The organism is Lysobacter koreensis (assembly GCF_042677045.1).
Taxonomy (GTDB): Bacteria; Pseudomonadota; Gammaproteobacteria; order Xanthomonadales; family Xanthomonadaceae; genus Lysobacter_K; species Lysobacter_K koreensis.
Genome location: NZ_JBHTIH010000003.1, coordinates 317,351 through 337,864 on the forward strand (window position 1 = coordinate 317,351; position 20,514 = coordinate 337,864).

General features: G+C 71.0%; 21 protein-coding genes. All 21 read right to left on the bottom strand.

What is annotated here, in order from left to right; all coding sequences use genetic code 11:
- Window positions 1-57: 57 nt before the first annotated feature.
- Window positions 58-417 (bottom strand): flagellar hook-basal body complex protein FliE, encoded by a 360-nt coding sequence (fliE, locus tag ACFQZQ_RS06825; RefSeq protein WP_386812011.1) that lies wholly within the window; start codon window positions 415-417, stop codon window positions 58-60.
- A 60-nt stretch (window positions 418-477) separates the two neighbouring features.
- A complete protein-coding gene (locus tag ACFQZQ_RS06830; RefSeq protein WP_386812012.1) occupies window positions 478-2,016 on the bottom strand; it encodes a sigma-54 dependent transcriptional regulator in 1,539 nt (512 codons plus the stop codon).
- Complete coding sequence (locus ACFQZQ_RS06835) at window positions 2,013-2,399, bottom strand: response regulator (RefSeq protein WP_386812013.1); 387 nt, start codon at window positions 2,397-2,399, stop codon at window positions 2,013-2,015. Before ACFQZQ_RS06835 ends, ACFQZQ_RS06830 begins: the two co-directional genes overlap by 4 nt.
- A gap of 30 nt (window positions 2,400-2,429) precedes the next feature.
- The gene (gene rpoN, locus ACFQZQ_RS06840; RefSeq protein WP_386812014.1) at window positions 2,430-3,812 is read right to left on the bottom strand and encodes an RNA polymerase factor sigma-54; all 1,383 of its coding nucleotides are present in this window, start codon (window positions 3,810-3,812) and stop codon (window positions 2,430-2,432) included.
- Between the two features lie 195 nt (window positions 3,813-4,007).
- Window positions 4,008-4,637 carry a response regulator gene (locus tag ACFQZQ_RS06845; protein WP_386812015.1) on the bottom strand — a complete coding sequence of 210 codons (630 nt, stop codon included), beginning with the start codon at window positions 4,635-4,637 and terminating at the stop codon, window positions 4,008-4,010.
- Window positions 4,638-4,736: 99 nt separating this feature from the next.
- A complete protein-coding gene (locus ACFQZQ_RS06850) occupies window positions 4,737-5,321 on the bottom strand; it encodes a PilZ domain-containing protein (protein WP_386812016.1) in 585 nt (194 codons plus the stop codon).
- Window positions 5,318-5,629 carry a hypothetical protein gene (locus ACFQZQ_RS06855; protein ID WP_386812017.1) on the bottom strand — a complete coding sequence of 104 codons (312 nt, stop codon included), beginning with the start codon at window positions 5,627-5,629 and terminating at the stop codon, window positions 5,318-5,320. The genes ACFQZQ_RS06850 and ACFQZQ_RS06855 overlap by 4 nt, the downstream gene beginning before the upstream one ends.
- The gene (gene fliS, locus ACFQZQ_RS06860) at window positions 5,599-5,988 is read right to left on the bottom strand and encodes a flagellar export chaperone FliS (protein WP_386812018.1); all 390 of its coding nucleotides are present in this window, start codon (window positions 5,986-5,988) and stop codon (window positions 5,599-5,601) included. Before fliS ends, ACFQZQ_RS06855 begins: the two co-directional genes overlap by 31 nt.
- A 10-nt stretch (window positions 5,989-5,998) precedes the next feature.
- On the bottom strand, window positions 5,999-7,354 hold the full coding sequence (gene fliD, locus ACFQZQ_RS06865; RefSeq protein ID WP_386812019.1) for a flagellar filament capping protein FliD: 1,356 nt from the start codon (window positions 7,352-7,354) through the stop codon (window positions 5,999-6,001).
- Between the two features lie 189 nt (window positions 7,355-7,543).
- Window positions 7,544-8,677 (bottom strand): flagellin, encoded by a 1,134-nt coding sequence (locus ACFQZQ_RS06870; RefSeq protein WP_386812560.1) that lies wholly within the window; start codon window positions 8,675-8,677, stop codon window positions 7,544-7,546.
- Window positions 8,678-8,990: 313 nt separating this feature from the next.
- Entirely contained in the window at window positions 8,991-10,190 is a 1,200-nt protein-coding gene (flgL, locus tag ACFQZQ_RS06875; protein ID WP_386812020.1) for a flagellar hook-associated protein FlgL, read from the bottom strand.
- Window positions 10,191-10,198: 8 nt separating this feature from the next.
- A complete protein-coding gene (gene flgK / locus ACFQZQ_RS06880) occupies window positions 10,199-12,082 on the bottom strand; it encodes a flagellar hook-associated protein FlgK (protein WP_386812021.1) in 1,884 nt (627 codons plus the stop codon).
- A 3-nt stretch (window positions 12,083-12,085) separates the two neighbouring features.
- Complete coding sequence (gene flgJ / locus ACFQZQ_RS06885) at window positions 12,086-13,180, bottom strand: flagellar assembly peptidoglycan hydrolase FlgJ (RefSeq protein WP_386812022.1); 1,095 nt, start codon at window positions 13,178-13,180, stop codon at window positions 12,086-12,088.
- A gap of 476 nt (window positions 13,181-13,656) precedes the next feature.
- Complete coding sequence (locus tag ACFQZQ_RS06890) at window positions 13,657-14,766, bottom strand: flagellar basal body P-ring protein FlgI (RefSeq protein WP_386812023.1); 1,110 nt, start codon at window positions 14,764-14,766, stop codon at window positions 13,657-13,659.
- An 11-nt stretch (window positions 14,767-14,777) separates the two neighbouring features.
- On the bottom strand, window positions 14,778-15,509 hold the full coding sequence (locus ACFQZQ_RS06895) for a flagellar basal body L-ring protein FlgH (RefSeq protein WP_386812024.1): 732 nt from the start codon (window positions 15,507-15,509) through the stop codon (window positions 14,778-14,780).
- A 283-nt stretch (window positions 15,510-15,792) separates the two neighbouring features.
- A complete protein-coding gene (gene flgG / locus ACFQZQ_RS06900) occupies window positions 15,793-16,578 on the bottom strand; it encodes a flagellar basal-body rod protein FlgG (protein WP_386812025.1) in 786 nt (261 codons plus the stop codon).
- Between the two features lie 50 nt (window positions 16,579-16,628).
- Entirely contained in the window at window positions 16,629-17,375 is a 747-nt protein-coding gene (locus tag ACFQZQ_RS06905; protein ID WP_386812026.1) for a flagellar basal body rod protein FlgF, read from the bottom strand.
- A gap of 178 nt (window positions 17,376-17,553) precedes the next feature.
- The gene (gene flgE, locus ACFQZQ_RS06910; RefSeq protein WP_386812027.1) at window positions 17,554-18,774 is read right to left on the bottom strand and encodes a flagellar hook protein FlgE; all 1,221 of its coding nucleotides are present in this window, start codon (window positions 18,772-18,774) and stop codon (window positions 17,554-17,556) included.
- 86 nt (window positions 18,775-18,860) lie between these two features.
- The gene (locus ACFQZQ_RS06915) at window positions 18,861-19,532 is read right to left on the bottom strand and encodes a flagellar hook assembly protein FlgD (protein ID WP_386812028.1); all 672 of its coding nucleotides are present in this window, start codon (window positions 19,530-19,532) and stop codon (window positions 18,861-18,863) included.
- A 29-nt stretch (window positions 19,533-19,561) separates the two neighbouring features.
- Complete coding sequence (gene flgC / locus ACFQZQ_RS06920; protein WP_386812029.1) at window positions 19,562-19,969, bottom strand: flagellar basal body rod protein FlgC; 408 nt, start codon at window positions 19,967-19,969, stop codon at window positions 19,562-19,564.
- Window positions 19,970-19,997: 28 nt separating this feature from the next.
- Complete coding sequence (flgB, locus tag ACFQZQ_RS06925; protein ID WP_386812030.1) at window positions 19,998-20,360, bottom strand: flagellar basal body rod protein FlgB; 363 nt, start codon at window positions 20,358-20,360, stop codon at window positions 19,998-20,000.
- Between the last annotated feature and the right edge of the window lie 154 nt (window positions 20,361-20,514).

A 20,514-nucleotide genomic window follows, 5' to 3' on the forward strand; every position in this document is an offset into this window, starting at 1 on the left:
GGCAGCGTGGATTTCCCCATTCCCCGTTCCCGCTTCTCATTCCCCGTTCCCGCCCCACTACATCGGCATGTTCATCACGTCCTGGTACGCCTGCACCAGCCGGTTGCGCACCTCGACCGTGGCCTTGAATGCGACCTGCGACTGCTGCATCGCGACCATCACCCGCGCCAGGTCGGCGCGCGGGTCACCCATTTCGAACGCCTGCTGCAACGTGCCGGCGTTGGCCTGGGTCTGGCTGACCTTGTCGATCGCGTTCGACAGCGTCTGCTGGAATCCCGGCGCCGCGGTCGCACCGCTGGCCCCGCCAATGCCCACCGGGCCAATCGCGTTGCCGGCGGGCGCATCGGCCAGCGGACCGCGCGAACGCATCTCGTGCGCGCGGATCTGGGAGAGGATCGAGGAGATGGCGTCGGTCATCGCGGTGGTCGCTGCCAAACGGGCTTGCCGTCACTAGGCAAGTCGTGTGCCAGCGCGCCGTCAAAAGCCCGCCGCGAGCCCACCGTCGGCCAGCGCCGCGTCCGCCTGCTCGCGGTCGATGCCGTACTTGCGCAGCTTCTCGACCAGGGTCGTGCGGCGCAGGCCGAGCAGCGGCGCGGCGTGCGCGACCACCCCGCCGGTCTGGGTCAGCGCGGCGCGGATCAGTTCGAGCTCGATCCCGGCCATGTGCCCGCGCAGGTCGATGCCCTGCGGCGGCAGGGTGGCGGTGGGCGAGAGCTGCGCTGGATCGAGCGCCGCCTGGTTTCCTGCATTTGCCCCACCACCCGCCCCGGCACCGGCGGCGAGCGCCAGGCCGGGGTACGCCGGCTGCGGCATCGCGATCTGCACCGCGGCCGGTGCGGCCTCGAAGGCAGCGCCGGCCGGCAGCGCCGCGCGGTAGCGCGCCGGCAGGTCGGCCGCACGCACGCTGGCGCCGGGGTGCAGCACCGCCAGGCGCTCGAGCAGGTTGCTCAGTTCGCGCACGTTGCCCGGCCAGGCGTAGTGCTGCAGCGCCACGATGGCGTCGTGCGCGAGCGACACCTGGCCACGACCGCCCTCGCCGAGCTGGCGGGTGATCGCGGCGACCAGGTCGGGCAGGTCGTCGGTGCGCTCGCGCAGCGCGGGCATCTCGATCGGAAACACGTTGAGGCGGTAGAACAGGTCCTCGCGGAACTTGTTCTCGGCGATGTGCGCCTCGAGGTTGCGGTGGGTCGCGGCGACCACGCGTACGTCGCACTTGATGGTCTGGTTGCCGCCGACGCGCTCGAAGCAGCGTTCCTGCAGCACGCGCAGCAGCTTGACCTGCATCGGCAGGCTCATGTCGCCGATCTCATCGAGCAGCAGGGTGCCGCCCTCGGCCATCTCGAAGCGGCCCTTGCGCTGGGTCAGCGCGCCGGTGAAGGCTCCTTTCTCGTGGCCGAACAGCTCGCTTTCGAGCAGGTCGGCCGGGATCGCGCCGCAGTTGATCGCCACGAACGGCTTGTCGCGGCGCGCGGAACGGGCGTGGATGGCGCGCGCGGCGACCTCCTTGCCGGTGCCCGATTCGCCCAGCACCAGCACCGTGGTGTCGTGCGGGGCGACCTGGTCGATCATGCGGTTGAGCTGCAGCACGCCGGCACTGCGGCCGGTCGGGCCGTTGGCCGGCAGTTCGCGGCGGGCGTCGTCGTCCAGGCGCTTGAGGCTGGCGCGGCGCAGCGCCTCCTGCAGTTGCGTGCGCCGGATCGGGTAGTGCAGCGGCCACACCGCCTGCGGGTGCAGCGCCGCGCGCCACCCGGCGTCGGCGGCGTGGCCCGGCAGCTCCAGTACCGGCGGATGCAGCGCCTGCGCCGCCAGCCACGGCGCGAACCGGCCCCACGCCGTGGCGTCGCCGACGTCGCCGACGATCACCGCGACCCAGTCGCTGGCGCGCGCGCGGGCCAGGTCGACATCGGCCGCGTCGGCGACGATGCGCGGGGTGAAGTCCATGAACTCGAGCAACGTCGCCACGCGCTCGGCGCGCTCCATGTCCTGGTCGATCACCAGGATGCGGGACTCGCTCATGGCGCCACCTCCGGGTTGGATGCCAGCTTCTCGAGCAGCGGCATGACGTCGTGGATGTAGGCCAGCTTGCTGACGAAGGCATCGGCGCCGGCGCGCAGCGCGTGTTCGCGGTGTTCGCTGTCGTCGAAATGGCTGGCGATGACGATGTACGGCGGGTGGTCCTGGGCCTTGATCAGGCGCGTGGCCTGCAGTCCGCCCATCTCGGGCATCGCCAGGTCCATCAGCACCACGTCCGGCCGCAACGTCTCGCACTGGGCGATCGCCTCGATGCCGTTGCCGGCCGAGCCGACCACGTTCAGCCACGGCAACCGGCGCAGGTGCCGCAGCGCGGCACTGATGAAGCCCGGGTGGTCGTCGACCAGCAACACCTTCAACTCACGCATGACACAGGTTCCTATCAGGAGGCGGCACGATCAGCACGCGATCGCGTGCGCTACGCGCTGGCGCGAGCGCGCCGGGCCGATCGACAACTGGTCGCGGTACTTGGCCACGGTGCGGCGCGCGATACGCACGCCCTGGCGGGCGAGCAGGCCGGCGATCACGTCATCGGCCAGCGGCGCGGCAACCGGCTCGGCGTCGATCAGGCGCTTGACCATCGCGCGCACCGCGGCGCCGCCGATCTCCGCACCTTCCAGCCGCACCGCGAACAGCCGCTTGAGCTCCAAGGTGCCGCGCGGGGTCTGGATGTACTTGCCGCTGACGATGCGCGAGACGGTGGACTCGTGCATGCCGATCGCCTCGGCGACCTCGCGCAGGGTCAGCGGCACGATCGCCTCGTCGCCGCGCTCGAGGAAGCCGCGCTGGCGCTCGACCAGCACCTGCGCGGTGCGCAGCAGGGTGTCGCTGCGCATCGCCAGGCCGCGCACCAGCCAGCGGGCCTCGTCGAGCAGGCCGCGCAGCACCGCATGGTCGCTACCGTTGCTGGCCAGCGCGCGTTCGCAATGCGGCGCGATGCGCACGCGCGGGGTGGTGTGGCGGTTGAGCGCGACGCGCCAGCTGCCGCCGGCGTGCCAGGCGACCACGTCCGGGACCACGTGGGTGTCTTCGATCTGCGCCGGCGCTTCGGCCGGGTGCGGGCGCAGGGTCAGGATCAACGCGACGGCGGCGCGCACCTGCTCCGGTTCCGCTGCCAAGGCACTGGCCAGCGCGGCGTCGTCGTGCGCGGCGAGCAGCTCCAGGTGCTGCGCGAGGATGCGCGCGGCCAGGGCGCGCGCGGCGCTGTCGGGCTGCGCCGCCAGCTGCGCGCGCAGGCATTCGCCAGCGTCGGTGGCGGCCATGCCCGGCCACTCGCCGTGCAGCAGGCGCTGGCGCACCAGCGCGAGGTCGTCGATCCGCTGCGGAAACGCCTGCGCCCCCAGCGCGAGCAGCTCCGCCAGTGGTTGTTCCAGGTAGCCGTGGTCGTCGCAATGGTCCAGCCACCAGCTGGCCAGCTCCAGGCCGGGTGCGTCCCAGTGCAGCGCGAGCTGCTGCAACAGGCGCACGCGCGGGTCGCTCGAGGCCGGGTCGGCGATGCGCAAGGTGGCGTCGTCGTCGCCGATGCTGCCGCCGCCGGACAGGAACGACGGCTCCGGCAGCTCATCCCACGCCGCCGCTTCGATCGTCGCCGCGTCCGCATCCGCGGCGGACTCGGCGTCCTCGGCCGCCTCGTCGTGCTCCAGCAATGGATTGCGCTCCAGCGTCTGGCGCAGTTCTTGCTCGAGTTGCGGCGCGGTGAGCTGCAACAGCCGGATCGACTGCAGCAGCTGAGGCGTCAGGTTGACGCCCTGGACCGTATTCAGGCGCACGGTGGCTTTCACGATGGCATCCCCGATCAGCCCATTGCTGATCCCGGATTCCATCGTGATGGTTAAGTGACGGTTAACGAATAGGGGCAAACCCGCGGCGGACTAGGGGAAAACCCGTACCGGTGTCGGGGAAACCCTGACATCGCGTCGTAGATCCGACGCGCTCCGACGCATCGCGGCGCAAGGCGACGTGCGGCGTCAGCTTTTTCAGCAGCGATCGTGGTGGCGCATCGCCACCCGCAGCAGCTCGACGGCATTCCGGCAGCCCAGCGATTCCATCATCCGCGAGCGGTGGGTTTCCACGGTCTTGACGCTGATCCCCAGGTCGGCGGCGATCTGCTTGGTGGTGCGGCCGGCGCCCAGGGCGGTGAGGATTTCGCGCTGGCGCCGCGGCAGGCCATCGACGTCATCGCCGCTCTTGCCGACGCGATGGCGCTGCAGTTGCGGCGCCGATACCTGCGGGCTGAGGAAGGTGCGGCCGGAAGCGGCCGCGCGGATCGCGATCTCGAGTTCCGCCGGTGCCGCTTCCTTGACCACGAAGCCGCTGGCGCCGCGTTGCAAGGCCTCGCGCACGTGCAGGGCGTCGTCGTGCATGGACATGATCACCACGGCGGTTTCCGGACTGGTGCGGCGCAGTTCGGCGAGCGCGTCGAACCCGCTGCGGCCCGGCATCGACAGGTCCAGCAGGACGATGTCGGGTAGCGTCTGCTGCGTGCGCAGCACGACTTCGTCGGCGTTGCTGGCCTCGGCCACCACCTCGATGTCGTCGAACGAATCCAGCAAGCGGCGTATGCCGGCCCGCACCAGCGTGTGGTCATCGCAAATCAGCACTCGCACCAACGCCTGTTCCCCCGTCGTACCGCTCCCGCACGATAGCCGGAGCGCGCAACGCAAAGCAGACCGTCCCGGTCATAGTGTGACGGCGATGTCAAAAATTCAGCGCGGGCGACGGCTCTCGGCCACGGCGCGGCGGTGGACCCGGAACAGGTGTCGCTCCAGCGCGGCTTCCAAGGGCGGCGACAGCGGTCCGAACCTCAGCCACGCGCGGGGCTGGCCGTCGAGCCCGGCGTCGCAGGCCAGCACGGTCGCCGGCAGCAGCAGCGGCGAGGGCAGCCAGTCGGCAGGCTGCACGCGGAAGCGGCCAGTGGCACCGATCGCCAGCGGTTCGTCCACCGCCAGGCAGGCGCCGTGCGAGGACCATTGCAGTTCCCGGCTCGGGTCGGCGTCGTGGCTGGTGGCCAAGCTGGCGACCAGCGCGGTGAGCAGGTCGAGCTTGGCCTCGATCCGGTGCACGGCATGGTCGGCCGGCTGCTCGGGTTCTTCGTTGCGGGCGCCGTCCTCGACCACCGCCAGCGCGCGCAGCAGCGCTTCGCCGCGCGCGCCCAAGGACTGCACCGCGGCCGCGTCGAGCGCGCCGGGCAGGAACGCGGCCGGGCGCAGCTCGTGACAGGAGAGGGCATCGCCGAACAGCGCCTCGTGCGCGGCCGCGGTCGCGGTCGCGGTTGTGGTTGGGGTGTTCATGCCAGCTCCCGCAGCCACGCCCGCGCGCCACGGTGCTCCTGGCTGAGGCGGGCGAGCGCGGTCCCGACCCGGTCGCGCGCGACGCGCAACTCGCCCAGCAGCGCGCGCTGGGCCAGCAGCAGGTCCAGCCAGGGTTCGTGCGGGGTCGAGGTCAGGTCGGTCGCGGCCAGGGCCGCGGCCAGGGCGCGTTGATGCTCGCCCAGCAGGTCGGTCGCCAGCGCCCAGTCGTGGGCCTCGATGGCGGCGCGGATCTGCGCGACCGGCAGCACCGGAATCATCAGGCCGGGACCGGCGCGATCGCGCGCCACGCCGATTCGATGTCGCCGAGTAGGTCGTCGACCTCGTGCAGCGGGGCGGCGTCGTTGTCGATATTCGCGGTGAGCAGGCGGCGCTGGGCGTAGTCGTACAGCGCCTGCAGGCCGTCGGCGATCTCGCCGCCGGCGTCGAGGTTCAGGGCGCCGCTCAGGCCGGCCACGATCGCGCTGGCGTCGCTGATCGCCTGGCCTTTGCGCGGCAGGTCGCCCCGCTCGAGGCAGGCGATCGCCAGGCGAGCGCGCTCGCGGGCGCCGGACAGCATCAGCGCGATCAACTGGTGCGGGCTGGCATCGAGCACGGCGCTGGAGACGCTGGTCTGTCGGTAATTGTTGGCGGATTGGCGTGCGTGCATGGCGGGGGCCTTACAGCTGGGCGAGCTGTTGGGTCAGGAAGTCGCTGGTGCCCTGGAGCTTGGTGACCATGCCATCCAGTGCGGTGAATTGGGCGAGGTAGCGCGCCTGGACCTGGGTCATGCGGAAGTCGAGCGCGCTGCGCTGCTTTTCGAGCGCTTTGCTGCGCGTGCTCAGTCCGTCGCTGCGGCTGTCGAGCGCGCCGTCGTCGTCGAGCAGGCGGTCCAGGGTGGCGTCAAGCTTGCCGGCCAGGCTGCTGGTGCCGGCGCCGAACAGGCGCGTCGCCGGGCCGGTGTCCTTGAGCATCGCCGCGTCGAAGCTGGCCTCGTCGAGCTTGAGGGTGCCGTCCTTGTTGATGGAGATGCCCAACGCCTTGAGGTCGCCGACTTCCGCGCTGACCGTGTCGCGCAGCTCGCGGCTGGCGCCACGCACCATCGAGTCGCCGTTGAGTGCGGCGGCGACCTTGGTGGTGGTGTTGTAGGTGGTGGTGGTGGCGATGCTGGCGATCGAGGCGTTGTAGGCGTTGACGAAGTTCTTGGCGGCGTTGCGCTGTGCGGCCGGGTCGCTGGCGACACCGAGCTGGCGCACGGTGCCCGGTTCGGCCTTGGTCAGGGTCAGGGTCACGCCGCTGATCAGGTCGGTGATCGCGTTGCTCGCGCCCGTGCGCTCGTAGCCATCGACCTTGACCCGCGCGTCTGTCGCAACGGCGAGTTGGGTCATGGTGCTGGCGGCAGGCGGGTCGTAGGCCAGTGCCGACAGGCCGCCGTCGCCGCCGCTGGCGCCCAGCCGCAGCGCCTTGCCGGTGCCGCTGTCGAGTGCGGTCAGCACCAGGTGCGCGCCGTCGTCGCCGGTCACGATGCTGGCGCTGACGGTCTTGCCGGCGGCCTTGGCATTGATCGCGTCGCGGATGCCGGCGAGGGTGTTGTTGCTGGCGTCGATGTCGACGACCAGGGTGGTGCTGCCCGCGGTCACGCTCAGCGCACCGGTGCCGACCGCGCTGTCGGCGCTGGAAAAAGCGGCCGAACCGAGCTTGTGCGCGCTGGCGAGCGCCAGCACTTCGACCTGGTAGCGGCCGACCGCGGCGCCGGCGGTCGCCGTGGCGGAGAAGCCCGAGCCCTCCGGCACGCTGATGGACCGGGCTTGCGTCGCGTCCTTGGCCGACAGCGCGGTTACCGCGGTGCGCAGGCCGGAGAACGCGCCGCGCAAGGTGCCGATCGCGGAGATCTGCGCCTGCAGCTGGCGATCGGTGCGATCGAAGCGCGCATCGGACGGCGCGCGATCGGCAGCGACCAGCTGCGAGACGATGGTGGCGACATCCAGGCCACTGCCGACCCCGCCGATCACGACGAGGCCCGCAAGAAAAAGCATCCCACCGCGGACGATGCAGCGCGTTCGTTCGACTGCCTGGAGTCAGAGCGTTCGCGGTGCATGGACAGGTCCTCGGCGGGATGGCGGAAACGGGTGGAGCGGAAACGTGATGCAGGCGACGCGTGGTAACGAAAGCGGGTGAAGCAGGAAACGCAGGGCGCGGCGGCTGCCGCGCCCTGCGTTCAATCCTCAGCGCAGCAGGCTCAACACGCCCTGCGAGGACTGGTTGGCCTGCGCCAGCATCGCGGTGCCGGCCTGCTGCAGGATCTGGTTGCGCGACAGCTGCGCGGATTCCTTGGCGAAGTCGGCGTCCTGGATGCGGCTACGCGCGGCCGACAGGTTCTCCGAGGTCGTCGACAGGTTGGCCACGACCGAGCTGAAGCGGTTCTGGACCGCACCCATGCTGGCGCGGGCGGAGTTGATCGAGGTCAGCGCGGCGTCCATCGACTGCATCGCGGCATCGGCACCGGCGGTGGTCTTCAGGTCCAGCGAGCCGAAGCCGGTCTGGCTGCTGCGCGCCGTGGTGGCGGCGGTCAGGCCGGTCTGGGCGGTGGTGGCGGCGCCGGCGATGACGACGTCGGCGGTCGTGGAGACCAGGGTGACCGTCTGGTTGGTGTCGTTGATGGCGTAGACGCCGGTCTGCGAGGACACGCTGTTGACCGCATCGCGGACCTGCGATGCGCGGCCGCTGGCGCCATCGGTGGTGGCGGCGATGGCACCGACGGAGACACCGCCGATGGTCAGGGCGCCGGCGGCGATCGCGGTGAAGTCGGTAGCGGCCGCACCGGTGACCGAAGCGCGCTGATAGGTACCCAGGGCCGTCGAGTTGGCGTTGGCGATCGCGTTGATCGAGATCGTCTCGCCCTGGTTGGCACCGACCTGGAACGCCTGGTTGGTGAACGAACCGTCGAGCAGCTTGACGCCGTTGAAGGTGGTGTTCTGGGCAACGCGGTCGATTTCCGACTTCAGCTGCTGCGCTTCGGCGTCCAGCGCGGCGCGGTCGGTGGCGGAGTTGGTGGCGTTGCGCGACTGCACGGCCAGCTCGCGGATGCGCTGCAGGTTGTTGCCGATCTCGCCCATCGCGCCTTCGGCGGTCTGCGACAGCGAGATGCCGTCGTTGGCGTTGCGCGCGGCCTGGTCCATGCCGCGGATCTGGGTGGTGAAGCGGCTGGCGATGGCGAGGCCGGCGGCGTCGTCCTTGGCGCTGTTGATGCGCATGCCCGAGGACAGGCGCTGCAGGCTGGTGGCCAGCTCGGTGCCGGACTTGGCCAGATTGCGCTGCGAGTTGAGCGACATCACGTTGGTGTTGATGACTTGCATGATTGCGATCTCCTGGAAGGTTGTGTCCGGCGGCGACGAGGGGCCTTGCCGGTTTGCAGGGTGTTGGCTGAATGCCCTCGCCGCTGCTGTGATCTATAACGGCGCTGCGTTGTCAAGCTTTAGGGCTGAAAAAGACCAATTGCGAAATAAATGCGAAATGCAGGCAGGGAGATCCAAACGCAGAAGACGTGCTGTTGCGGGAGCGGATTCCGGTGCGGGGCGAAGCAGGGCGGGTTCAACCCGCCATCGCCATGCCACGGCGGTGGGCTGCCCCCCTGCAACCGCGTTGTGACTCGGAAGGCAAATCGCTCCGCGCTTACAGCTGATCGAACAGCGACAGCGTCTGCACCCGCAGCATGGTCTTCTGCGCCGCTTCCATCGCGGTCAGCTGCAATGCCAGCCGGCTGGCGGCTTCGGCGTAATCGACGTCGCGCAACTGCGACAGGGTCTGCGCCAGCGAGACCTCGCCGGCACTGCGCGCATCGCCGGCACTGTCGAGCGCGGCCAGGCGCGTGCCGGTGCCGCCGCGCAGCGCGAGCATGTGGTTCTGGGCGCTGCCCAGGTCGCTGATCGCGGCGCCGACGGCATTGTCGCGACGCGCCCGTTCGCTGGGCGACCCGACCGGCGCGTCGAGCGCATCGGCCAGGTTCTGCAGGGTGGCGAACACGTCGCGGGTCGGCGCGCGTTCGACCACGAACGCGTCGCCGGTCGCCGGCGCGCCAGTCAGGGTCAGCTGCACGCCGGCGGCGGAGATCGAGGTGTTGGCGGCATACGCGCCCGACGCGAGCACCGCGCCGCCGGCGTCGACGACGCGGTAGGCGTTCGATGCGGTGAATTCGACCCGCAATGCCTGGCCGTTCCAGGCCGCGTGGTCGGTGACCGCGCTGGCCTGCAGCACGCCGCTGCCGGTGTTGCCGCCGGCGGCGCTGCCGCGCACCACGCCGTCGCCGGTGCGCACGCGCAGGAAAACCTCGCTGCCCGGATCGGTGTCGGCCAGCGAGTGGTCGGGCGCGACCTCGATCCGGTTCTGGCCGTCGTCGCCGGCATAGCTGACCGTGCCGCCGGTGTCGGCAAACGGCGCCACGCCGTCGCGCGTGCCGGCGAACAGGCGGCGGCCGGCGCCGTCGTCGCGGTTGGCGATGCTGAGCACCTCGGCGCGGATCGAGCGCAGTTCGGCGGCAATGGATTGGCGGTCGGTGGCCGACAGCGCGGCGCTGTTGGCCTGCACCGCCAGTTCGCGCGCGCGGGTGAGGTGGCTGCCGACGTCGGTCAGCGCCGACTCCTGCGAGCGCAAGCGGTGTTCGAGCAGGCCGGCGTTCTTGCCGTGCTGGTCGAGCGTGGCCAGCGCGTGGTCAAGCCGCTGCGACTGCGCCATGCCGCCCGGATCGTCGGCCGCGCGCTGCAGTTTGTTGCCGCTGACCAGCTCCTGCTGGGTGCGGGCGACCTGCTGCTGGCGCTGCAGCAGCGCGTTCAAGCCCTGCGCGTGCAACCCGGCGGTGGAGATGCGAAGCGTCATCGGAAACCTCAGCGGCGCACGGCCGATAGCAGGGTCTGGAACATGTTGTCGGCGGTGCTGATCACCTGCGCCGCGGCCTGGTAGGCCTGTTGGAAGCGCAGCATGTCGGCGGCTTCCTCGTCGAGGTTGACGCCGCTGACCGATTCGCGTTCGGCGCTGATCTGGCCGTGGATCGCCGATTGCGCCTCCAGACTCAGGTCGGCGTGGCGCGCCTCGGTGCCGACCCGCGCGGTGAGCTGGCTGAGCCCGGCGGTCAACGACTGGCTGCCACCGTCGAGCAGGCTGCGTGCATCAATCCCGCTCAACTCGCGCGCGTTGCCGTTGTCGCTGGAGCGCGGCGGCGTGCGCGCGAGGGTGAAACTGTCGCCGGCCGCCGGCGTGCCGCTCAGGGTCATCGACCAGCCGGCCGCGGCATCGGCGATCGCGCTGCCGGCGGTGTACGGGTAGGGACCGGCGCCGTTGATCGTGTACTGGCCGGCGTCGATGAAATCGATGGTGGCACCGGCGAATGCGCCGAACGCGGCCGCGTCGGTGACCTGCGCGGATGCGCTGCGCGCATTGCCGAGGTTGCTGGCGTCGTTGCGCGCCTGCAGTGGCGCGGCGGCGGCGATCTTGTTCGGGTCGGTCAGCGCCATGCGCAGGCTGCCGGCGGCGTCGGCGGTGGGGCGCAGCGCGTAGCGATCACCGACCGCCGGCGCGCCGCCGACCACCAGCGCGATGCCGCCGACCCGCAGCGGATCGGCAGCGCTGCCGCTGCCGGTCATCGCCACCGCTTCGCCGGTATCAGCGCGCGTCGCGCTCCAGGCGCCGTCGAAGCGCAGCACCAGGTTGTCGCCCTTGAGCGCGGCGACGTCGGCGACGTTCGTGGTGAAGCTCGCGCTGCCGGCGTTGCCGGCGTGCGCGTCGACGCTTGGCGGCGCGATCGTGAAGAAGTCGCTGCCGACCGCGCCGTTGTAGTCGACGCCGGCGCGCTGGGCGGCGTTGAAGGTTTCGACAAAACCCGTCGCCACGCGGCCCAGTTCGGCGCGCGCCGGGTCGAGCACGCGGCCGCGGAATTCGAGCAGGCCGCCGAGCTCGCCGGCGACCGTCGCTGCCGGCAACGGCACCGCGCCGCCGCTGCCCTGCAACGCGAGTTGCAGGCGGCCGGGGCGGTAGGGGTCGGCGACCGTGGTCAGCTTCATCGCGCGGTTGCCGAGCACGAGGGCCTGGCCGCCGGCGGTGAACACGTTGAGCGAGCCGTCGTCCTGGGGCACGGTTTCCGCGCCGACCAGCGAGGCCAGCTTGTCGATGCGCAATGCGCGCGCGTCGAGCAGGTCGGACGAGGCGTTGCTGCCGGCGGTGGCGATGTCCTGGTTGAGCGCGGCGATCTCGTGGGCGATCTGGTTGGCTTCGCCGACCTTGCCCTGCATGCGCTGGTCGGTCTCGGTCTCCAGCGCGCCCAGCTGGCCGTCGAGCGAGCGCCAGCGCCCGGCGAGTTGTTCGCCGGCGGCGAGCAACTGGCCACGCGCGACCGGCGAGGCCGGGTCGGCGCTGACGCCCTTGGCAGCGTTGAAGAATGCCGACCACGGCGCCGACAGCCCGGTGGCCGGATCGGAGACCAGCGCGTCGACGCGCCCGGTCAGCGAGGACAGTTGGCCCAGGCGGCCGAGTTCGCCGCGGCTGTCGACCTGGCGCGCGAACACCAGGCCGTCGGCGAGCCGCTGCAGCTTGGCGACGTCGACGCCCTGGCCGACGTAGCCCGCTCCGGTGGCCTGCCCGGGGCGCGAGGCGAACTCGACGCGCTGGCGGCTGTAGCCGGGGGTGGCGGCGTTGGCGACGTTGTGGCCGACGGTGCCCAGCGCGCGCTGGAACGCGAGCAGGGCGGAGCTTCCGGTGGAGAGCAGTCCGCTCATCGCTTATCCCTTGGTGGCCGCGGTCAGGTGGGTCGCCGCGGTCATGCTGACGGCGGGGGTGGCGACGCTGGCCACGTGGGTGGAGCCGGGCAAGGCCGCCAGCGCGCGGTTGAGCGTGGCGCCGTTGGCGATCGCGGTGATCTTGGCCGCGTAGCTCGGGTCGGTGGCGTAACCGGCCTTCTGCAGCGCGCTGGCAAAACGGTGGGTGTCGTCGCCGGCGCCGCGCGCCCCGGCGTAACGCGCGTTGCCGAGCAGGCGCGCGTAGTCGGCGAAGCTGTCGGCGGGCGAACCGTACGCGCGGAAGTCGGCACGCTCGTTGCGGCGCACGCCGTCGACGAATTCGTGGGTGGCCGAGCTCATGCGCTCGCCCGCCCATTTGCTGCCGGCCTTGATCCCGAACAGGTTGTGCGAGGTGACGCCTTGCCGGCCGACCAGGCGTCGGCCCCAACCGGTTTCCAGCGCGGCCTGCGCGACCAGCGCCTTGGCCGGCACGCCCAGTTCGGCCGCGGTCTTCTGCGCGTGCGGCCAGATCGACTGCACGAACGCCTCCGGGCTGCTGCAGTCCAGCGGCGCATCGGGCGGGCAGGTGGCGGCCAGGTCCTGGGCGGCAGCGAACGCGGGCGTGGCGAGCGCGGGCGTGGCAAACCCCGGCATCGACACGCCGGCGCGCGACGGCGCCAGCATCAGCGTGGCGGGCACGGCGCCGGGCAGGCCGCCGATCGACAGCGCGCCGACCGGGGCGGCCAGCGGCATCGGCGCGATCGGCGCCGACAGCGGCAACGAGGTCGGTGCGGAAGAAGGGGATGTGGCGCCGGCGGGCGCCGCGGCCTGCGTGCTGCGCTCGAGCTGGCGCACGATCATCGGCGCCAGCCCGAGCCCGCGGCCCTTGCTCAGTTCACGCGCGAGCTGCTGGTCATACATCTCGCGGTAGGTGGTGTTGTCGCCCATCAGCGAATCGCCCATCGACGCGCTGCGCATCGACTTGATCAGCATCTGCGCGAACTGCGTCTCCAGCTCGCGCGCGGCCTTTTCGATGCGCGCACGCGGCGGCGTCGAGGACGGTTCCAGGGCGATCGCGGTGGCGGAGGGCAGGCGCATGAGGGGCGGCGATGGGGCGTCGTGGGTCCGTGGTGTGGGTGCGGTGGCGGCGAGGGGAGTTCTGCAACGGGAGCCGTGCAAGGGCTGTGCCTGCCGTTCCCCGGGTTTCCTTGGCGTTATCGGCCCGATGCGGCGAATCTGATGCGGGTGGCTCTCATGGCGTCCGAAGTCTCCCGGCCGTCATCCCCGCGAAGGCGGGGATCCAGTGACTTCAGCTCTTGGCGTCAGATCCGACGCAATCCGGGGCGGTCCACGTCGCTGGATCTTCGATCTCCGGCCATCGGGCACAGCCCGATGGCGTTCGGTGCCGCGCGAGCCAGTCGGCTCGCAAGCGCGGCGCCTCACCCCCGCCTTCGCGGGGATGACGAGCAAACAGGGCGGGTGTCAGCGGGGGGCAAGTGCGACACGCATCGACGCAGCGCTCCCCGGTCCCCATTCCCGCTTTCCATTCCCGCCGCCTTTTCCCCGCTCCGCCCTTAGATCACCTCAAGCTCGGCGCGCAGCGCCCCGGCGCGCTTGAGCGCTTCCAGGATCGCGACGATGTCGCCCGGCGCGGCGCCGACGGCGTTGACCGCGCGCACGATCGACTCCAGCGAGGTGCCGCCGGCGAACAGGAACATGCGGCTGCCGTCCTGCTGCATCTGCACGGTCGACTGCGGCGTGACCACGGTATCGCCGCGGCCGAATTCGGCCGGCTGGCTGACCTGCGCGTTCTCGGTGATCGAGACCGTCAGGGCGCCGTGCGAGACCGCCGCCGGCAGCACCGTGACCTGGCCGCCCATCACGACGGTGCCGGTGCGGGCGTTGACGATCACCTTGGCCGCGGCCGCGCCGGGGTTGATGTCGAGCGTTTCCAGCCGCGCCAGGAAGCCGATGCGGTCGCCACTGGGCGGGGTGACCTCGATGGTGACGCCGTCCAGCGCTCGCGCGCGGCCGGGGCCGAACGCGCCGTCGATCGCGCTGACGATGCGCGAGGCGGTGGTGAAGTCGGATTCGTGCAGGTTCAAGGTCACCACGCCGGTCTGCGCCGCGCCGGCGACCGCGCGTTCGACGATCGCGCCGTTGGGGATGCTGCCGCCGTTGGGCGCGTTGACCGAGATCTTCGAGCCGTCGCGGCCGGCCGCGCCGAAGCCGCTGACCACCAGCGTGCCCTGCGCGATCGCGTAGATCTGGCCGTCGGCGCCGCGCAGCGGCGCCATCAGCAGGCTACCGCCGCGCAGCGAGCCGGCGTTGCCGATCGACGAGACGGTGATGTCGATGCTCTGGCCGGGCTTGGCGAACGCCGGCAGCTCGGCCTGGATGGCCACGGCGGCGACGTTCTTGAGCTGCGGGTTGACCCCCGGCGGGATGGTCACCCCGAGCTGGTCGAGCATGGTCTTCAGGCTCTGCACGGTGAACGGGGTCTGGCTGGTGCGGTCGCCGCTGCCGTCCAGGCCGACCACCAGGCCGTAGCCGACCAGCGGGTTGCCGCGCACGCCGGCGACCTGCGCCAGGTCCTTGATGCGCTCGGCCTGGGCCGGGGCGCTGACCATGCAGAACACGCCGGCGAGGGCGAGCGAAACAATCGAAGCGATGGACGGACGCATGCTCGCGGTCCTCAGTAGGGAAAGGCGGCGGAGTTGAAGAACCGGCCGAGCCAGCCCATCGCGTTGGAACGCGCCAGCGTGCCGCGACCGCCGTAGACGATCTGCGCCTCGCCGACCCGGTCGGAGGTGATGCGGTTGTCGGGGCCGATGTCGGTGGTGCGCACGATGCCCTGCAGCTGCACCAGCTCGTCGCCCTGGTTCAGGCGCACGTGCTTCTCACCGGCCACGCGCAGGTTGCCGTTGCCGAGCTGCTCGACCACGGTCACGGTGATGTCGCCGTCGAGCTGGTTGCTCTGCGCGCTGTCGCCGGCGCCGCCAAACTTGCGCTTGCCCTCGATCTCGGCCTGCAGGATCGGCTTGCCGTTGACGGTGACGCCCTGGCCGAAGATCGTCGGCGCGGACATGCCGAGGCCCGAGTCCTTGGTCACCGCGGTCTTGGCGTTGGTCTTGGCGCGGGTGTCCTCGACCAGCACGATCGTCAGCAGGTCACCGACCTCGCGCGCCTTGCTGTCCTGGAACAGGCGCAGGCCACGGTTGCCGCCGGCGCCGCTGCTGGTGTTGGCGAAGATCGAGCCGCCGCCGTTGCCGGCGGTGGGCACCGCCGCCATGGCGGTGGGCGCGACCACCGCCACGGCGCTGGCCGCCGGTGCCACCGGTGCGAACGTGCGCACATCGCCGACGAGGCTGGCGCAGCCGGACAGGGCGGTGCAGGAGAAGGCGAGTAGCAGCGCGGCGAATTTCATGGGATGGCCTGGAAGGGTGGGCGATGTCGTGCGACGGGAAGGCTGTTTGCCCCCTCCCTTGCGAAGCAGCAAAAGGAAGGCTTTGACGCTTTGCTCCCTCCCTTTCGCGTAGCGAAGGGGAGGGCTGGGGAGGGGTGCTCTTCGCGCTTTGGTGCGGAACAGATCAAGAGCACCCCCTCCCAACCTCCCCCTGCTCCGCAAGGGGAGGGGCAACGGCAACCTCCTTGCTGCGCAAGGGCGGGGGCAACGGCAAGCTCCCCCTAATGCGCAAAGGAAGGCGCCGTTACAGGTTGTTGTTGAGGAAGCCGAGCATCGCGTCGGTGGTCGAGATCGCCTTGGCGTTGGTCTCGTACGCGCGCTGGGTCTCGATCATCGACACCAGTTCCTCGACCACGTTGACGTTGGAGCCTTCCAGCGAGCCCTGGACCAGCGCGCCGACGCCGCCCTGGCCGGGCGAACCGCTCTGCGCCGGGCCGCTGGCGCCGGTCTCGGCGTACAGGTTCTCGCCCTTGGCCTGCAGGCCGGCCGGGTTGACGAAGTCGGCCAGCGTCAGCGCGCCGACCTGCACCGCCTCGGCCTGGCCGGCGACCTGCACGCTGACCGTGCCGTCGCTGCCGATGGTCACGCTCTGCGCGCCCTCGGGCAGCTGCAGGCCCGGTTGCACCGGGTAGCCGGAGTTGGTGACCAGCTCGCCCTGGGCGTTGATCTGGAAGCTGCCGTCGCGGGTGTAGGCGGTGCTGCCGTCGGGCATCAGCACCTCGAAGAAGCCGCGGCCGTTGATCGCCACGTCCAGCGCGTTGCCGGTCTGCGCCAGGTTGCCCTGCGCGAACTGCTTGGCGGTGGAGGCCACGCGCACGCCGGTGCCGGTCGACAGGCCGCTGGGCAGCTGGGTCTGCTCGGACGATGCGCCGCCGGGCTGGCGCACGGTCTGGTACAGCAGGTCCTCGAAGCTCGCGCGGTCGCGCTTGAAGCCGGTGGTGTTGGTGTTGGCAAGGTTGTTGGAAATGACCGCCATGCGCGTCTGCTGCGCATCGAGGCCGGTCTTGGCAATCCACAGAGCCTGGGTCATGGCGGTCTACTCGTGTTCGTGGGTGGGACAGGGCAATCAGGGTGACGGCATCAGCGCGAGGACAGCAGGCTGTTGGCCGAGCGCGCGCTCTCGTCACCGCTGTGCAAGACCCGTACCTGCATCTCGAACTGGCGCGCGAGCTGGATCATCGACACCAGCATCGCGGTGCCGTCGACGTTGCTGCCTTCCAGCACGCCGGACGTCAGCACCGTGCCGGCGGCGGGCGCGGGCGGGGTCGTGCCGGGGGCGGCGCGCATCAGGCCGTCCTCGCCGCGGACCAGGTCGCGGGTGCTGGCCGCGACGATCTGCAGGCGGCCGGCGCTGGCCATGGTCGCGGCCGGCTGGCCCTGCGGCACGATCGACACTGTGCCGTCGCCGCCGATCTGCAAGGCGTCGTTGGGCGGGATCGACATCGGCGCGCCGGCCTGGTCGAGCACCGGTCGGCCGCTGCCGGTGGTGAGCAGGCCGTTCTGGCTGAGCTTGAGGTCGCCGGCGCGGGTGTAGGCGACGCCGCCGGCGGCGTCCTGCACCGCCAGCCAGCGGTCGCCCTGCAGCGCGATGTCGAGCGGGTTGCCGGTGGTGGTGACCGAGCCGGCGGCGCCGCTGACGCCGTGGCTGCGTTCGACCGCGGCCACCCGCGACGGCAGGCCGGCGCCGGCCACCGGCGCGGCGGCGGTGCCGCTCAACGTCGCCTGGAAGCCGACCGTGTCGGCGTTGGCGAGATTGTGCGCGACCGACGCCTGCGCGCGCAGCGTCGCGCTGGCGCCGGTCATCGCGATGTAGAGAGCCTTGTCCATTGCGGGTTGCCTTCTTTGGGAGGACGGACGAAGCGATCTGTCGCTCGTCATTCCCGCGAAAGCGGGAATCCAGTGACTTCAGCCTGAGTGGCCGGTGCGGCGCGGTTGTGGCCTAACGTCAGTGGATCCCCGCCTGCGCGGGGATGACGAACAAGGCGGGTTACGCGCTGCTCCCGCCTCAGCGGATGTTGATCACGGTCTGGGTGATCTGGTCCTGGGTCGAGATCATCTGCGCGTTGGCCTGGAAGTTGCGCTGCGCGGTGATCATGTTCACCAGCTGCTCGGTCAGGTCGACGTTGGACGCTTCCAGGGCGCCGCCCTGGACCAGGCCGAATTCGGAACTGCCCGCCGCGCCGCGGCGCGCCTGGCCCGAGTCGGCGGTCTCCGCCCAGGCGTTGTCGCCCAGCGGCTGCATGCCCTGCGGGTTGGCGAACGTGGTCAGCGCGACCTGGCCCAGCGGCGTGGACACGCCGTTGGTGTAGCGCGCGTTGACGATGCCCTCGCTGGACACCTCGATGCCGGTCAGGCGGCCGGTGGCGTAGCCGTCCTGGACCAGCGCCGACACCCCGAAGGCATTGCCGTACTGGGTCGACGTGCCGACGTCCAGGGCGATCGTCATCGGCGCCGCGCCGGTAGCCGGGATGTAGGCGGGCAGGGCGACGCTGCCGCCGGCCGGCGTGGTGAGCTGGCCGGTGGCCGAGTACTGCAGGGTCTGCGGAGTGCCGACGTCGGTGCCGTCGATCTGGGTCTGCACCTGCCACTCGTTCGGGTTGGCGGTCTTGATGAAGTACATCGACTGGGTGTGCGCCGCACCGAGCGAGTCGTACGCGGTCAGCGAGGTGGTGTGGTTGTAGGTGCTCGGGTCGTTGGCATCGAACGGGCTCAACGTTGGCGCGCTGGCGTTGCCGGGCAGGTTGGTGCCGACGCTGACCTGTGCGGTGGCGCGCGGCGGCGAGTCGCCGGTGGCCAGGCGCAGGTCGCCCATGCGGCCGGTGTCGAAGCCGTTGCCGCCGGCATTGGGCTGGAATACCTGCAGGCGCTGGCCGGCCGGGTTGACCACGAAGCCGTCGCGGTCGGCGCCGAAATTGCCGGCGCGCGAGTAGACCGTGGCGCCGTTGCCCGACAGGGTGAAGAAGCCCTGACCCGACAGCGCCATGTCCAGCGACTTGCCGGTGAAATCGACGTTGCCCTGGCTGAATTGCTGCGCGACCTTCTCCAGGCGTACGCCGGCGCCGATGGCGTTGCGCGACAGCCCGGAACCGGCGACCGCGAACACGTCGCCGAACTCGGCGCGCGACTGCTTGAAGCCGGTGGTGTTGGCGTTGGCGATGTTGTGCGAGGTGACGTTGAGGTCGGCCGAAGCCGCGTTCATGCCGCTGAGCGAGATGCGGAAACTCATGGTGTGCTCCTGGGAGTGCCTGAGATGGGAATGCTGAGAAGGGCGGCTGCGGTGGACGGTGGGTTGCGAGGAAATCAGCCCGCCGGTCAGCCGATGCGGCGGATCGCCGACAGCGGATGGCTGCCCAGACCCGCCAGGTTGAGGACCAGCCCGTTGGGCTCGATCGAGACGCTGTCCACGCGCGCGGAGACCTGCACCGCCAGCGCTTCGACGTTGTCACCGCTGCCGCTGACCGCGCGGATCGTGTAGCGCCCGCCCGCGGCCGGCTGGCCGGCGTCGTCGCGGCCGTCCCATGCGAACGCGGTATCGCCGGCACCGGGCGCGTCGACGGTCATCTGCCGCACGCGGGTGCCGCTGGCATCGACCACTTCGAACGTGATCGGCCCGGCCCACGGCGCGCTGACCAGGCCGCTGACGCCGGCGCCGGCGGCCAGGTCAAGCGTGGACGCCTCGACCAGCGCGTCGTGGCCGACCAGGGCGGCGGCGCGCAGGGTCTGGTCGGACTCCATCACGTTGGCGACCGCCTCCATCGCGCTCTGCATCTTGTCGATGCCCTGCACGGTGGAGAACTGCGCCAGCTGGCCGAGGAACTGGGCGTTGTCGAGCGGCTTGAGCGGGTCCTGGTTCTTGAGCTGCTCGGTCATCAGGCGCAGGAAATCGGTCTGGCCGAGCGAGCTGTTGCGCGTGGCCGGCTGGCGCTCGAGGCCGAGGGTGGAAAACGTGCTGTCGCCGGCGGCGGTGGCGCTGATCGTGCTCATGGGGCGTTCCTTACGGTGGACGGGCCGCGTCAGCGGCCCATGTTCAGGGTGGCCATGGCGAGTTCCTTGGCGCTGTTGAACACCTCGACGTTGGCCTGGTAGCTGCGCGAGGCGGAGATCAGGTCGACCATCTGCGCGACCGGGTCGATGTCGGGCGCGTACACGTAGCCCTGCGCGTCGGCGAGCGGGTGGCCGGGTTCATAGCGCTTGAGCGGCGCGGCGTTGCTTTCGCTGACCTCGGTCACCTGCACCCCGGCCAGCGCCGGGTTGCCGGGCACCGCTTCGGCCGAGAACACCGGCTGCTTGGCGCGGAACACCGCGTCGGGGGTGCCGGCGATCGAGTCGGCGTTGGCCAGGTTGGAGGCCACGGTGCTCAGGCGCACCGACTGCGCGGTCATCGCCGAGCCGGCGACGTCGAAGATCGGCAGGTTGCTCATGCGGCGTCCCCGCTATTGGGCGACGGCTTCATTGGCCGGTGATCGCGGTCAGCATCGAGCGGACCTTGGATTCGACGAACGACAGCGAGGCGCGGTACTCCAGCGTGGCCTGCGCGAACAGCGCGTTCTCGCGGTCGCCGTCGACGGTGTTGCCGTCCAGGCTGGGCTGGCTGGAGGCGCGGGCGTAGCGCGCCGACCCGGCGGCGGCGCCAATCGCATCGCCGCCGATCGCCGCGCGGGGCTGCAGGGCGGCCCGCAACGCGGCGTTGAAGTCGAGGTCCTGCGCCTGGTAGTGCGGCGTGTCGGCGTTGGCGATGTTGCCGGCGAGCAGCTGCAGGCGCTGCTCGCGCAGGGCCAGCGCGGTGCCGTGGATGCCTAGGAAGTCGGACATGTGCCCTCCGGGGGCTGGTGTTCCTCCCGGATCAGGCAAGCGGCGTGCCAGAGCGTGTGGTGGCGGGCGCGCACCGCCTTCGCTCCCTCCCTTTCGCGTAGCGAAGGGGGTGAGGAAGGCCGCTTGCAAGCCATTGGCTTGCGGCCTGAGGAAC